At 40.3% G+C, this 13,820-nt stretch carries 15 protein-coding genes and 2 pseudogenes; 13 read left to right on the top strand and 4 right to left on the bottom strand.

What is annotated here, in order from left to right; all coding sequences use genetic code 11:
* Positions 1 to 38: 38 nt before the first annotated feature.
* The 5 genes and pseudogenes from F895_RS04550 to F895_RS04570 all read left to right on the top strand — a co-directional run.
* A pseudogene (locus F895_RS04550) lies at positions 39 to 464 on the top strand (LysR substrate-binding domain-containing protein); the annotation flags it as partial.
* A gap of 128 nt (positions 465 to 592) precedes the next feature.
* Positions 593 to 922, top strand: a complete 330-nt coding sequence (locus F895_RS04555) for a hypothetical protein (protein ID WP_005243114.1) — start codon at positions 593 to 595, stop codon at positions 920 to 922.
* A gap of 136 nt (positions 923 to 1,058) precedes the next feature.
* Complete coding sequence (locus tag F895_RS20330; protein ID WP_005243113.1) at positions 1,059 to 1,238, top strand: hypothetical protein; 180 nt, start codon at positions 1,059 to 1,061, stop codon at positions 1,236 to 1,238.
* 38 nt (positions 1,239 to 1,276) lie between these two features.
* The gene (locus tag F895_RS04565; RefSeq protein ID WP_005243111.1) at positions 1,277 to 1,708 is read left to right on the top strand and encodes a class I SAM-dependent methyltransferase; all 432 of its coding nucleotides are present in this window, start codon (positions 1,277 to 1,279) and stop codon (positions 1,706 to 1,708) included.
* Between the two features lie 395 nt (positions 1,709 to 2,103).
* Positions 2,104 to 2,331, top strand: coding sequence for a hypothetical protein (locus F895_RS04570; RefSeq protein ID WP_005243109.1), 228 nt, complete (start codon positions 2,104 to 2,106; stop codon positions 2,329 to 2,331).
* A 196-nt stretch (positions 2,332 to 2,527) separates the two neighbouring features.
* Here F895_RS04570 and F895_RS04575 read toward each other — a convergent pair whose 3' ends face one another.
* Positions 2,528 to 2,761: a hypothetical protein gene (locus tag F895_RS04575; RefSeq protein ID WP_005243107.1), complete on the bottom strand. Its 234-nt coding sequence runs from the start codon at positions 2,759 to 2,761 to the stop codon at positions 2,528 to 2,530.
* 292 nt (positions 2,762 to 3,053) lie between these two features.
* Here F895_RS04575 and F895_RS04580 point away from each other — a divergent pair, with 292 nt between their 5' ends.
* From F895_RS04580 to F895_RS04605, 6 genes are all read left to right on the top strand, one after another.
* Positions 3,054 to 3,665, top strand: coding sequence for a LexA family protein (locus F895_RS04580; RefSeq protein WP_005243105.1), 612 nt, complete (start codon positions 3,054 to 3,056; stop codon positions 3,663 to 3,665).
* Positions 3,666 to 3,669: 4 nt separating this feature from the next.
* The gene (locus tag F895_RS04585) at positions 3,670 to 4,968 is read left to right on the top strand and encodes a Y-family DNA polymerase (protein WP_005243102.1); all 1,299 of its coding nucleotides are present in this window, start codon (positions 3,670 to 3,672) and stop codon (positions 4,966 to 4,968) included.
* A 169-nt stretch (positions 4,969 to 5,137) separates the two neighbouring features.
* Positions 5,138 to 6,046, top strand: a complete 909-nt coding sequence (locus F895_RS04590) for an AraC family transcriptional regulator (protein WP_005243101.1) — start codon at positions 5,138 to 5,140, stop codon at positions 6,044 to 6,046.
* A gap of 51 nt (positions 6,047 to 6,097) precedes the next feature.
* Positions 6,098 to 7,000 (top strand): AraC family transcriptional regulator, encoded by a 903-nt coding sequence (locus tag F895_RS04595; protein WP_005243099.1) that lies wholly within the window; start codon positions 6,098 to 6,100, stop codon positions 6,998 to 7,000.
* 120 nt (positions 7,001 to 7,120) lie between these two features.
* On the top strand, positions 7,121 to 8,035 hold the full coding sequence (locus tag F895_RS04600) for an alpha/beta hydrolase (protein ID WP_005243096.1): 915 nt from the start codon (positions 7,121 to 7,123) through the stop codon (positions 8,033 to 8,035).
* Between the two features lie 90 nt (positions 8,036 to 8,125).
* Complete coding sequence (locus F895_RS04605) at positions 8,126 to 9,280, top strand: NADH-dependent flavin oxidoreductase (RefSeq protein ID WP_032865323.1); 1,155 nt, start codon at positions 8,126 to 8,128, stop codon at positions 9,278 to 9,280.
* Positions 9,281 to 9,460: 180 nt separating this feature from the next.
* Here the strand turns inward: F895_RS04605 and F895_RS04610 are convergent, their stop codons facing one another.
* Positions 9,461 to 10,366, bottom strand: coding sequence for a LysR family transcriptional regulator (locus F895_RS04610; protein WP_005243093.1), 906 nt, complete (start codon positions 10,364 to 10,366; stop codon positions 9,461 to 9,463).
* A 99-nt stretch (positions 10,367 to 10,465) separates the two neighbouring features.
* Between F895_RS04610 and F895_RS04615 the strand changes: the two are divergent.
* Positions 10,466 to 11,061: pseudogene (locus F895_RS04615) on the top strand (NAD(P)H-dependent oxidoreductase).
* A 309-nt stretch (positions 11,062 to 11,370) separates the two neighbouring features.
* Here F895_RS04615 and F895_RS20325 read toward each other — a convergent pair.
* Together F895_RS20325 and F895_RS04620 are read right to left on the bottom strand one after the other, a co-directional pair.
* On the bottom strand, positions 11,371 to 11,541 hold the full coding sequence (locus F895_RS20325) for a Rossmann-fold NAD(P)-binding domain-containing protein (protein WP_005243087.1): 171 nt from the start codon (positions 11,539 to 11,541) through the stop codon (positions 11,371 to 11,373).
* A gap of 249 nt (positions 11,542 to 11,790) precedes the next feature.
* On the bottom strand, positions 11,791 to 12,891 hold the full coding sequence (locus tag F895_RS04620) for an MBL fold metallo-hydrolase (protein WP_005243083.1): 1,101 nt from the start codon (positions 12,889 to 12,891) through the stop codon (positions 11,791 to 11,793).
* 280 nt (positions 12,892 to 13,171) lie between these two features.
* Between F895_RS04620 and F895_RS04625 the strand changes: the two genes are divergently transcribed.
* The gene (locus F895_RS04625; protein WP_005243081.1) at positions 13,172 to 13,810 is read left to right on the top strand and encodes a hypothetical protein; all 639 of its coding nucleotides are present in this window, start codon (positions 13,172 to 13,174) and stop codon (positions 13,808 to 13,810) included.
* Positions 13,811 to 13,820: the final 10 nt, after the last annotated feature.

The raw sequence follows: 13,820 nt of genomic DNA, 5'->3' as shown, positions 1-13,820 counted from the left end.
TCAGAATATTGAGTCTCCGACAAACCCGGTACGGTTCATTACTGTTTATGAATATTGGGACTTTGCCTCTAGTGATTGTCTCAATGAGGAGTGGAGTTAAAGAACATAGCAGTCTTGAACGTTGCAGTAAAAAAGGTTGGGTGATACATCCTGAAGGATGTTGCTTTAGAGAAAGTTTAAATAAAAAATTAAATGAGCAAAGATTACCTCTATATGCAAATAAAGAAATTTTTGGGGTAGAGGCTCAATTGAATAGTATTTTAAATGGTGATGGATTGGGAGTTTTCCCCAAACCTTTTTTTGATCAACATGCTATCTTTAATCCAGATCTGGAAATTGTAGCAGTCAACGATTTTAATATCAGTTTAAATGTGGGGATTATTTACGCAGATCAGCGGTATTTAGAGGAGGTGAATTATTTTGCAAGAATCTTAAAAGCGCGATATTTTAGTAGACAAGAATAAGCTAACTGAACTTGGCGATTATGAGGATAAAGTTCACTCTGCAAATTTTTGAAGGAGAGTTCAAGCTATAGGTTTCAGCTAATGTATAAAAATAATGCATTAAAATTAAAAATAGTTAGGGCAGAGACATGAGAAGAATACTAAGTTTGATGTCTGTTCTGATTGTCTCCATGGCAGTTTGTGCAGATGAAACGCGAGCAAACAAGGGTGGAGAACAGTTAACTTCTACAAACCCACGATTAGAAAAAAATAAGAATTCACTGATTAAGCAGTCTACCAAAAAAGCAGATATTGATGATGAGGTCGATACACAGGCGTTAAAACTGGGTGGAATACACCGCAGGGAAGATGCCAGACAATATCTGGAGCAAAAAACTGAAATGGAACAAAGTTATGCGCAGTTGGATGATAAATTTCAAAATCAGAAAGCCTCACCTACTGTGATGACACAGAAATAAGCCATGTTAGAGGTATTGCAATAATTGATCGCATTGCTACCGTTCACCATAGGTAATTGGAATAATCATGAAACAAGAGGAGAATTATTTGATGTGAACCACTTACTGTAAGATGAAGTATTGCAAAGGAACTGAAATGAGCAGAAATTATTGGGAAGAGGTATATCAATCTAAACAAGCCGATCAGGTTAGTTGGTATCAGCAACATAATCATAAAACACTAGCACTGATCCGATCTCAGAATCTATTTCCTGATGTAAAGCTTATTGATGTTGGAAGTGGAGCATCCCTATTAGAAGTGGAGCATCCCTATTAATTGATCAACTGATTGAGGCAGGCTATATAAATATACATGTGCTTGATTTATCTGAAACAGTATTGAAGACAACACAAACCAGATTAATTGAGAAGAATTTGGATAGCAGTCAAATTCATTGGCTCGTTGCAGATGTTTGTACAGTTGGTCTGGCTGCTCAGTTTTTCGATGTATGGCATGATCGGGCTGTATTTCATTTTATGGTGACAGAAGAGCAACAAGCGCAATATCTAAAAAATGTACGGCATGCCTTGAAGCCAAGCGGATTGATGATTCTGTCTACGTTTGCCGAAGATGGCCCAACACAATGTAGTGGTTTAGCAGTAGAGCGCTATAATGTTGAAAAGTTAGTGCAGAGACTTGGCAGCGATTTTAGCTTATTGCATCAGGTGCTTGAAACACATATTACCCCTTGGGGTGCAGAACAAAAATTTCTAAATACTATGTGGCAGTTTAAAGGCCAAAATTAAACTGAGGATAGTCCGAGTTGATCAGCGGCAGGCAGTTATAAGTATGCCTTGTGTCGTCATATTTGGTTTAATGCTGGAATTCGGATGCGCTCATTTTGTCCTGAGCCTCTTGTAAATGGCTGAAAATTTCATTGAGAGTTAAGCAATGTATTAATTCCTAGATATTGGAACTCAGACAGATGCCAGATGAATCATTTTGATACGTTTACCTGTGAACTGTAACTGCTTGGTTAATTAAATATTAACGAAATTTATAATTTCAAGGTCAATTTCAATAGGTTAGTGATTTAAAAAATAAAAAGATAATACTTATAACTCTTGTTACAACCATTTAGTCGACAATTTATTGAAAATTTCCCATAGTCCTATGAACTATACATATTGGGAGAACTGTTATGGATAAGATTACAGTCATCGTCAAGGACCAAGAAGAAAACGAATCGATTGTCGTTGCGCAGCTCAATGATTTAGAAGATCAAGATATTCCTTTTTTTAAACGGGTTGAACATATTGAAGTAGAAGGAAATATCATTTTTCCAAATATTGACCTATTGTTTGAAAGCAATGCAGATGGAAAAATATATAGATTAGTTGCACCTGTGAATGATAAAAGATTTATTTGAACTTAATCCTGTTATTCAATGCGATAAAAAGACCCACTTATGCTGAATGTCTAAGCGGGTTTTTTTATTTGGATCATTTAAGAAACACTTTAAGAATACATTTAGCGTGGGAGAGAAATGCTAAAGAGCTTGCGGATTTATTGTCGTTATACAAGCGCTTTATATCGCTAGCGTCATATGAAATTTATCAATGTTGTCACGAGTGAATAGGATTCAAGCCTTTAACAATGTCATTAAATGCCGAACCATTGAGCCAAAAAGATTTCTTTAGAAAAAGGGTGGTCATAATACTCTCTGCTGCTTCACTATTTTGGTTGTCGCAAAATAGACCATAGCTTTCACCTAGCACAGTGTTGTTCTCGATCAGGCGAATAAAGAAAGCATGTTGTTCGTCAGCATAACCTAGAATAGCATCACGTTGATTGTTCATTTTTCATGTCTCCACATCAAAAATATTTGAATAAAACCTAACTGCTGAGAGATCAAATATATTAGTGAATTAGATCAACAACTTAACATTTAAATATTGCATTAAAAAACTATAAGTTATTCATTTAAAACATTAATTTTGATTTGTCCTACATCCGTGTCTAAGTGAAACAAGTCAAAATCTGATCTATGGAATTTATTGTTATGCAAAATTTATTGTACGTCAACTTGAATTTGTAACTTTTTCAAGTTAAATTATTTGCAAGTACTTTAAACTTGGGTAAGGGGGAGTTATGTCTAAAAAAACTGAATTTGAGCATGGCGGTGCCAGAAGCAATGCAGGGCGTAAGGCAAAATTCAGCGAGCCAACCAAAGTGATTCGTGTTCCTGAGTCCCAAGTTGATTTCATCAAAAACTGGTTACTGAATAATGTCAAAACCGATGCGCGTACCGATTTAACGAGTTCGATGAAAATCCAAAATGTGCAGGCTAAGAATGACCGAATTTATCATATTCCGCTGGCAACGGAACGTGTTGCTGCTGGTTTTCCTTCGCCTGCCCAAGATCATGTTGAACAAGCACTGGATTTAAATGAATTTTTAATTCGTAACGAAAATTCGACTTTTATTGTCAAAGCTAATTCACTGTCAATGTTGGATGCAGGGATTGATATTGATGATCCTCTGGTGGTAGATCGCAGCCTTGCTGCTAAGTCGGGAGATATTGTGATTGCCTTGATTGACAATGACTTTACTGTCAAACGGTTAATGGTTGACCATCACTTTAGTCCACCTAAAGTCTGGCTGAAAGCCGAAAATCCTGATTATCAGAATATTTATATTACAGAGGGGCAAGAGCTACTGATCTGGGGCGTTGTGACCTATAACTTAAAGCCAATGAGGTAACTCAATGAGCCTGCCACAACGTATTTTTGCTTTGATTGATGTGAATAACTGCTATGTCAGTTGTGAACGTGTGTTTAATCCAAAGCTGGAAAATCGTCCTGTGGTCGTTCTGTCAAATAACGATGGCTGTGTGGTTTCTCGTTCTTATGAAGCAAAGCAGCTCGGCATTCGAATGGCCGTTCCTTTTTTTCAGATTGAAGAGATTATTGGTCAGCATCAAGTACAGGTCTTTTCCAGTAATTATGCTTTGTATGCGGAAATGTCACGCCGTTTCATGAATATCTTAGGCAGTTTTGTAGATCCGTGCGAACAGGAAGTGTATTCGATTGATGAATGCTTTTTAGAGTTGACAGCTTATCAACACAGTTATGATTTAACCCAATACGCTCACAAGATTCTAGATACCGTCAAAAACTGGTTAGGTCTACCATGCTGTATCGGGATCGGTTATTCCAAAACCCAAGCCAAACTTGCTAACCATTTAGCTAAAAGTCATAGCTGTTTTAACAGTGTGTGTAATATCGTGGCTGAAGACCCGTGCGTGATTGAAGACTTGTTACAGCAGATACCAGCGGGCGAAGTGTGGGGCGTTGGGCGGAAGATCCGACAGCGCTTAGAAAAAATGAATATTTGTTCGGTGATGGACTTGGTTCAAGCTGATCCGAAAATGTTGGGCAAGTATTTTTCTGTAGTGATGGAAAATACTGTCAAAGAATTACAGGGCATGGCCTGTTTAGAGATTGAGGATGTAGTGAGTGATCGACGGCAAGTGTTAAGTAGTCGCTCATTTGGCCAGCCGATACAAGATAAAAATGACTTAAGTGGCGCACTCACTGAATTTAGTTTACGTGCAGTTGAGCGGTTAAGGCAGCAAAAACTACTGTGCAAAGCCATTGGGGTCAGTATTCGAACCAATCGTTTTAACAAAGAGCAATATTATCGGCCTTATACGGTGGTGTATCTATCTGATTACAGCGATGACCGTTTAGAGATTATCAAGGCAGTACAGCAGGGACTTGACCGTATTTATCAAGGCGGACATCGTTATAAAAAAGCGGAAGTGATTTTGCTGGATATTATTCCACAACATAGCCATGCTGTAGATTTATTTCACGATACTGATGAAGTGATTGCTCGGCGTAAGCTTTCCGTGGCCTTCGATGACATTAATGAGAAATTTGGACGGGATACCATGAAGTTGGGGCGCTTGATCACTCCACATGGGCGAGCATGGCAGATGACGCAAAAGCATAAATCACCGAGTTATTTGACCCAATGGGATCAGGTTTTAAAAGTTAGATAGCATCCGTATATATCGGAGATCATGACTAAGCCCTTATTTACTGATGGTGGTGAGCATAATAAATTATTGATCACGGGCACATTTTTACACTAAAAACATGAGTTGATAATGTGAGCTGATGTTTTAAGATGAATAGCACTTCAAGATTTTGGGGATAATTTATTTGGATATGATGACGTCTGTTGAACGAAATAGGGATACTGATCAGCTGATTCAAGCGGTTTCAGATTTGGCTGTACAACAAGGCGACCATATTTCTGCGATACCTCAACTTTCTTTTCATCATCGAATGCATCCAACCGACAGCACCCATTGTATTTACAATTTGGGCGTTGGTATGATTTTACAGGGACAAAAAGAGGTGGTGATTGGTGATGAGCATTATCTTTGTCGTGAAGGGCAGAGTATCTTGACCACTATTGATTTGCCCGTAACCTCACATGTTGTAAAGGCTTCTCCACAGCAACCATTTTTAGCGCTCTTATTATTACTTGATCTGCAAATGGTCAATCAAATGGTGGCAGACATGCCTGTAGAGGCTTTAAGCGTATCAGATGAGAGCCAGCATTCTTTTTCGGTGCAAGTTGCAGATCCTTCCTTAATTGATGCCTTTTTGAGGCTGGTTCGTGTTTTAGATGAACCTTTGATGTTGCCGCATTTAGCTCCATTAATTCAAAAAGAAATCATTGTCCGAGTGTTGAATGGCCCACACGGTCGGTACTTACGTAAGTTAGTGAAATCAGGTTCGGCAAATCAGAAAATTCATCAGGTGGTGAGTTGGTTAAAGCATCATTATGTGCAACCTATGCGGATGGATGATTTAGCGGATAAGGCCTTTATGAGTCCTTCAACTTTTAGGCAACATTTCCGTGCAGTGACGGGCATGAGTCCATTGCAATACCAAAAGCAGTTACGGTTACAGGAAGCGCGGCATTTGATGTTTAACCAAAATGTTGATGCAGGACGAGCTGCTGGGTTAGTGGGATATGAAAGTGCGTCTCAGTTTAGTCGAGAATATAGCCGTTTATTTGGCGAGTCACCGCAGCGGGACATTCAACGCATGCGACAAGGTTTATAATTATTTATTTAAAAGAGATTGTACTTATTTTCATATTTCATATGAGCTCAGATGTGCGAAGAGGTAGGTGATGCGATGTATGCGTCAGATCAAACCAAAGAACAAATTAAAGTATTAGCCAATAAAGTTGATGGACTCGTTCAAATTGAAGATTTCCAAACTGAGATTGCAGGTTTTTCTTTACATCGGCGTATAGCCAAACAGTCTATCCATTGTATTTATGGACTCGGTCTAGGCATTGTCTTGCAAGGGCAAAAAGAGGTGCTGATTCGCGATAATGTGTATCGCTATGGGGCAGGTCAAACCATGCTCACCACCATTGATTTACCCGCAATTAGTCGAGTGACGCAAGCCTCGTATAATCAACCTTTTTTGGGGATGATGCTGTCATTAGATTTAAACCTGATTATTGAAACCGTACAGGTATTAGATGACAAGATTAAACTTAAAAACCTGCCTGCATTTTCAATCGAAAACCTTGATCTTGCATTGGTCAATGCATTGACACGTTTAGTCGATTTGATTGAAGAACCGAAGATGATTGATCAACTTGCGCCCATCATCAAGCAAGAAATTGTACTCCGTTTACTGGTTGGACAACACGGTGTTTATTTACGTAATTTGGTCAAGGCAAGTGTGTCAGATCAACATGTTTTCAACGTGATCCATTGGCTAAGAAATAATTTTCTGCAAGAAAACTGTATACAAGATGCTTTTGAGCAAGCACATATGAGTGCAGCGACATTCAGAAATCATTTCAGAGACATTACGGGTATGACGCCGCTGCAATATCAAAAACAATTGAAATTACAAGAGGCTAGAAAACTAGTGTTATCACAATCCATGAATATACAGCAGATTGCTGATCGGGTTGGTTATGAAAGTCAGTCACAATTTATTCGAGAATATTCACGCTTATTTGGTAATACGCCAAGTCGAGATCTACCACAGTAAAACCTCAGAATAGGCAAACTATTTTTAAAAATAGGCAACTTTGATTGTAGGTCGTCTCTAAAATGGGATGATCAGCAAAGAGAACTTTGCTTACTCTTTCCTATATTCAGAGGTGATGAAATGGAAGCAGTCAAAATCAAAAATACCTATTGGGATATTGCCGCAGATTTATATTTTCCACCTACTTTTGATCAAACTAAAAAATATCCAGCAATTATAAGTGCACATCCAATTGGTAGTTGCAAAGAGCAGACCTCGGGCAATGTTTATGGGGAAGCACTCGCTAAAGCGGGTTTTGTGGTGATCGCATTTGATGCCAGTTTTCAGGGAGAAAGTGGAGGAGAAGCTCGTTATATCGAAGATCCGTCGTTACGTGTTGAAGATTTTCGCGTTGTGGCAGATTATCTGGTTACGCTGGATTATGTCGATGAAAATCGAATTGGTGTTTTAGGTATTTGTGGTGGCGGTGGGTACTCGATCAACGCAGCCATGACAGAACGTCGGATTAAAGCGGTAGGGACAATTACGGGTGCAAACTATGGACGTGTAATGCGCGAAGCAAGTGGTGGTAATCCGATTGCATTTTTAGAGGCGATTGCAGCTCAGCGTACAGCGGAGGCAAGAGGTGCTGCACTTCGGGTGGATCAAGGCTTGTATCCAACGGTTGAAGCAGCCAAAGCGGATCATGCCGATATTGATCCGTTAGAAGCGACGGAGTATTACCGTACTGCACGGGGCGAAAAGCCAAATGGTGTGAATAAAACGCTGTTCTCTCACAACGCTGTTGCTGTGGGTTGGGATGCATTTCATTTGGCAGAAATCTTATTGACTCAACCCCTGATGATTATTGTGGGGAGTAAGCCTGGAGGTTTTGGTGCCTATCGTGATGGTTTTGAAATTATCAATCGTGCTGCCTCAAAAAATAAAGAATTGGTTGTGGTTGAAGGTTGGTCTCATTATGACCTCTATGACAAAGCAGAGCCGGTCAAAATTGCTTTAGATAAGCTGATTCCATTCTATCAAGCCAATCTTTAATTCTGGCTTGTTGTTCAAAAAAACGGTGTTTTGAGTTGGTCGGGCGACTGATCAACTTTCTATTTTTGCAAAATCCTCTACTAGAGTTGAATGGTGGTATGTTCAGTGAATTCTAAGTTATTCCAGTCTTTTCAATTAACTGCAGATTTGAACTTACGCAATCGAATCGTCATGGCGCCAATGACAACTTGGTCAGCAAATAGAGATAGTACGATTTCCGCTCAGGAACTTGAGTACATGCGTAAGCGTGTGAAAGATGTTGGGTTGGTGATCACAGGCTGTACACATGTGCAAGAAAGTGGGATTGGCTTTACCCGCGAGTTTGCTGGTTTTGATGATCGCTTTATACCGAGTCTGACCCAATTGGCTCAAGCAGCTAAAAGTGGCGGAGCACCTGCAATCCTACAAGTTTTTCATGCTGGTATGAAAGCGATTCCAAACTTGATTCCTCATGCAGATATTGTCAGTGCGAGTAGCTTGGCAATTACTTCGGGACCGTTTAAAACTGAACAACTTTCCAGTCGGGCATTATCTCACGATGAAGTTTTGCAATTGATCCATGATTTTGGTGAAGCAACGCGTCGAGCGATTGATGCTGGATTTGATGGGATTGAACTGCATGGTGCACATGGCTTTATCATTCAAAACTTTTTTTCACCTTTATATAACCAACGTGATGATGCATGGGGCGGTTCATTAGAAAAGAGGATGGCATTTCCTCTAGCAGTGGTAGCGGAGGTGCAACGTGTTATTCAACAACATGCACAGCGCCCTTTTGCATTGGGCTATCGTATTTCGGTTGAAGAGTATGAAGACAATGCTTTGTCTATTGCAGACAGTCTGGCGTTGATTGACCAATTAATTGCAGCTGATATTGATTATTTACATGTGTCTTTAGTCGATGTGCTTCATTCGATGCCTAAGCATGATCTTCAACAACAGCTTAGCATCCACCATGTATTAAAGCGGGTGGCAGATCGAATTCCTGTGATTGCGGCAGGTTTGTTACGTACACCTCAACAGGCTGAACAAGCTTTAGGTCTAGGTTTGCCGCTTATAGCGATTGGTAAGGCTTTGGTGATGAATCCAAATTGGGTGGCGTTGGCACAGCATGGACAATTCGATAATATTACACTTGAATTGAATCCTATTGATGTGCCTGAACTAAGTATTCCCGATCTGCTATGGCAGGAAATACAAGAAAGAGAAGGTTGGTTCAAACTACGTCGCACAGAAACGATTTAAGCCATGAGTGAGGATCAGACGATGATTGCAGAAAACACCTATGATGTTATGACAAGCTAAATTTTGTTGATGAAGCCGTAAAACAGTTAACAGCGTTCTTTAGCGCCAAGCTTTAATATAACGCGATAAAAAAGACAGGTGCTTGGTCTGTCTTTTTTATCTTTGTAGGCTTTGAAGCGGTTATGCATACAGTTGTTGCGGTAATTTTTCCACGAGTTGATCAATCGCCAAACGGGTTTTAAGGGGCATGAAGGGCAGAGTAGGCCAAAGGACGTGGATTGGAAAGTCAACACTGGAGAAATTTGCCAATACCTGAATTAAGGTCCCTTGTTGCAGTTCGTAATGAATCAGCCAATCGGGTAGCCAAGCAATACCATGATGTGACAGGACCGTATTTTTAATCGCTTGCATGTCATTTAACAGCAATTTTGCTTGTGGTTTGATGGTATAGCTCTGTTTATGTTCATCTTGAAGATGCCACTTGGGTTGCTGTCCTGAATAGGGATAAGCAATCGTCGTATGCTGTTGTAGATCATCGAGCTGATGTAAAGCACTCGACTTTTCAAGATACTGTGGTGTTGCACAGAGCAGCATGCGGTGATCCCCCAGTTTTCTTGCAACCAAATGATGACTATCGGGCAGCGTACCAATCCGAATGGCCAAGTCAAAGCCATCTTCCACCAGATCTATGGTTCGATCATTCAAAGAGAGTTCGATTTGCAAATCAGGATGTTGCTGTGCAAGTTCAACCATTAGCGGTGCGACATACAGTTGTCCAAACAGTACTGGGGCTGAAATTCTCAATAGCCCCGTCGCATTGATTTTTCCTTGATCTAATAAACTTTCAGCAGTATCGATTTCTGCGAGCGCACGATGGCTGTGTTCATAAAACAGAGCACCTTCCGTAGTTAGGCTCAGCGTACGAGTGGTGCGCTTAAACAAAGTCACGCCCAAGCGCTCTTCTAAGCGGGCGATACTCTTACTGACAGCTGAGCGAGTCAGATGCAATTGTTCAGCCGCGTTGCTAAAACTTCCTGCTTCAACCACGGTGACAAAGATTGAAATCGTATTGAGTTCAGTTTGCATTATTGTAGATTATTTGGAATCAATTAGTGGAAATAGTATCACTACTGGTGATTTAAATCTAATAGTAAGATAGCTCCATCAAAGATATGGAGAACAACGATGGCGAAAGTGCTGGTATTAAAATCAAGTATTATGGGTGATCAATCACAAACTAGTCGTTTAGTCGATGTATTTTTACAAGAGCGTGCTGAGAAAGGGTTGCAGGATGAAGTTATCATTCGTGATTTAGCAGCACTTAACTTACCTGTACTTGATGCCGAAATTTTCCAAGCGTTACGCGGTGCTGAAAATGTTGCAGCACCGATTCAAAAAATTATCCAGTTATCAGATGAACTGATTGCTGAATTGAAGGCAACCGATTTATTGGTCATCGGTGCGCCCATGTATAACTTGAATGTTCCAACACAGTTAAAAAACTGGTTTGATTTAGTGGCTCGTGCCCGTCACACCTTCCGATATACCGAAACTTATCCGCAAGGTTTGGTGGAAGAGGTCAAAGCCATTGTGATGACCAGTCGTGGTGGAATCCATTTGGGGCAGGTAACGGATGCGGTGACGCCTTATCTCCAGTCTGTTTTAGGCTGATGGGCATCCATGATGTGAATTTTGTCTATGCAGAAGGTCTGGATATGCCAGCGTTAAGAACAGATGCTTTAAAAGCCGCACAACAAAAGGCTCAGCAGGTTGCCATTTAAAAATTGATAAACCCTTTTACTGCTGCTTGATTGGCAGAATCGGACAAACACGGTGCCGTTTGTCCGACTTTTTCATATCCATATAAAATGAGGTTGATCGGCATCAGAATGTGGTTTACTGAGTCCTAAATTTTTTCGACAGGCTAATTCTGGAGTTTGCATAATTTTTCACGATAAAGGCTGCGACACTTTTACGCGAGACGAATGTGTCTTTAAAATGCTTCTGGGGTTCTGTTGTTTCAGAGTCAATTTCATCTCCATTCATGAGTCACGCCGCAGGCAAAATAATCTAATTCAGATTAGAGACCTCTAATACATCCGTAGCTTTGCGATATCTTGACCCTGAACGGCCTGTTGCACTTGTTTCAAATTGAATACATCACCTGCGATAACTTTTGTATTGGTAGCTAGATTTGACGCTAATTTTCTTGTATCGCAGACAAATAAGGTTTGAGTGAGATCAGCTTGATTGACGAGCATGTCAATTACTCATTTAGCCGGACGCTCCATGAATTAATATATTTCATTTGAGCTGCCTTCTGCATAGAAAATCCGTCTGTATAGCGTATTCTTACTGTTTTGGATGTCCTTATTGAAGCTTAAATATCCAAATAGACGTGACCTGGAATGCTCAGTTTTTACCTAATTTAATGAGCTTGACGGTTTTTTTAAGGAATCCATAAAAAAGCCTCATCGAAATGAGGCGGTATATTGTTGCGGTGAGTTTAATTAACGAATGTTATGCCACCATTGTTTGAAGCTTTGATGCTCATTATCCAGTTCAACCAGCTCGCCAATCATGGGAGTGGCAAGGCGATATTTTCTGTTCTTTGAATATTCGACAATGCGGGTAATCGGTTCATCCCATGCGTGCTTGGCCAAACTGAATTTTGAATGGTGCACAGGAATCATATTGCGTGCATTCAGTTCTTCAGTTGCTTGTGCTACCTCATCAGGATGGCAATGCACTGAACGCCAGGCCGCATCGTATTGTCCATTTTCCATCAAGGCCCAATCAAAGGGGCCATATTTCTGTCCAATCGCGATAAAGTGTTTGTCATAACCGCCATCGCCGGTATAGAAAATCTTTTTATTGGGGGATTGGATCACGAACGATACCCAGAGATTTTTGCCGCCGTCAAATGCACGTCGAGAATCATGATGGGTGGTTTCGGTGATAATAGTAATGCCATCATCAAATTCGATTTTGTCACCCCAATCTCTTTCGATTAGCTTTTCCTTGGGATAACCCCAGTACTCAAAGTGTTCGCCTACACCTAGACCTGTAATGACATATTTAACTTTATCTTTGAGTTTAAGTGTTGTTTCATAATCAAGATGGTCATAGTGATCATGCGAAATCAGTAGATAATCAATATTAGGTAGCTCTTCAACGGTATAAATATCAGTCCCTTTATAGGCACGTGTGCCCCAAGGAAAAGGAGAGGCTTTGCCGCTCATGACGGGATCAATCAAAAAGGTTTTGCCATGCAATTGCATAAATACGGATGAGTGTCCAAACCAGATGATGACATCCTGTTTAGGATTGAGGTTGAGTAGATTGGTTTTAACTGAAGGAATCGGATCAATTGGATTGCGATGAGGAATGGTTTTAATAAAGGTTTTGTAGAGTTCTACCGCAATACTTGAACCTTCACTCATTCCAGACTTTTCGATCAGGTTACGGAATTGGCCTTGTCGATAATTGGGAGAGTTCTCGATCAATTGGAGGCGTTTACCAGAAGGGATTTTGCCGAATAGAGGTTGTTGGGTATATATGGCACTGCCAGCAATGAGCAGAACAACAGCGATCGCAAAAAGAATAAGCATAAATGGAGTCCACCTTTTCATTTGAGCATTCGATACAACACTAATAAAAACTAAAAGCGACAAAATGATGAAATATGATCTAAAAGTCGACGAATGAAAACTTGCCTGTAGTGACTGAATTTTTTGCCTAAACTACGGAAACGTTTATTTTCGAGGTGAATTGAATTTGGATTGATGTGATTGAGCAAAAGGAAGTCATTTAGGCAGGGTTGGTTTATGTTAGACTAGCCAAGGTTACAGTGTTGCAAATCACTGTGAATGAGGACAATGAGTAGTTAACATGATCGGGCAGCAAAGAAACATATTGGCAACTTTAGGAATAGATGTTTGGATTCCGAGAGAAGTCGTGTGTCAAAAAAATACTGCACCGAGTCTATGGCGAGATCAAGTGGTGGATGAAGCACCACAGCCTTCAGTACCGATGATTGCTCCTGTATCAGCTGTTCAAGATCATGTCTTACCTGTATCGACGGCAACTACAGTTGAAGCACCTCAGCCTGCAGAAATCATTGCTAAGCCTGTGGTCAAAGAGACAGTTGTTGAAAAAGAGCAGATTGTCATTACAGCGCAGATTCAAGCATTAGAACTGCAAATGTATGTCTTAGAAAACAGTGCCATTTTATTAGAGAGCAGCCAGCTCAGCGATGGACAACGCCAGCTTTGGCAAAATATTCAAAAGGCGAAACTCGGACAATATGCCGAATTGAAATGGCCATTTCCCTTGGCTGCATTGCAAGAGAGCAGAGGGCTGTCGTCTTATATCCAAGGCTTTCTGGATGCCACTGCAAATAACAAAAAAATATTATGCTTAGGTCAACTGGACTTTATTCAGCATTCCAATATATTACATTTAGCGAGTTTAGAAGAAATGCTGGCTCAACCTCTATTGAAAAGGCGGTTGTGGCAGCTCATGCAATAAAGAACGGAAA

This window comes from Acinetobacter sp. CIP 64.2, assembly GCF_000369645.1.
Classification (GTDB): domain Bacteria; phylum Pseudomonadota; class Gammaproteobacteria; order Pseudomonadales; family Moraxellaceae; genus Acinetobacter.
Note: the sequence above shows the minus strand (reverse complement) of the source record. Positions and strands in the feature narration are given on the sequence as shown.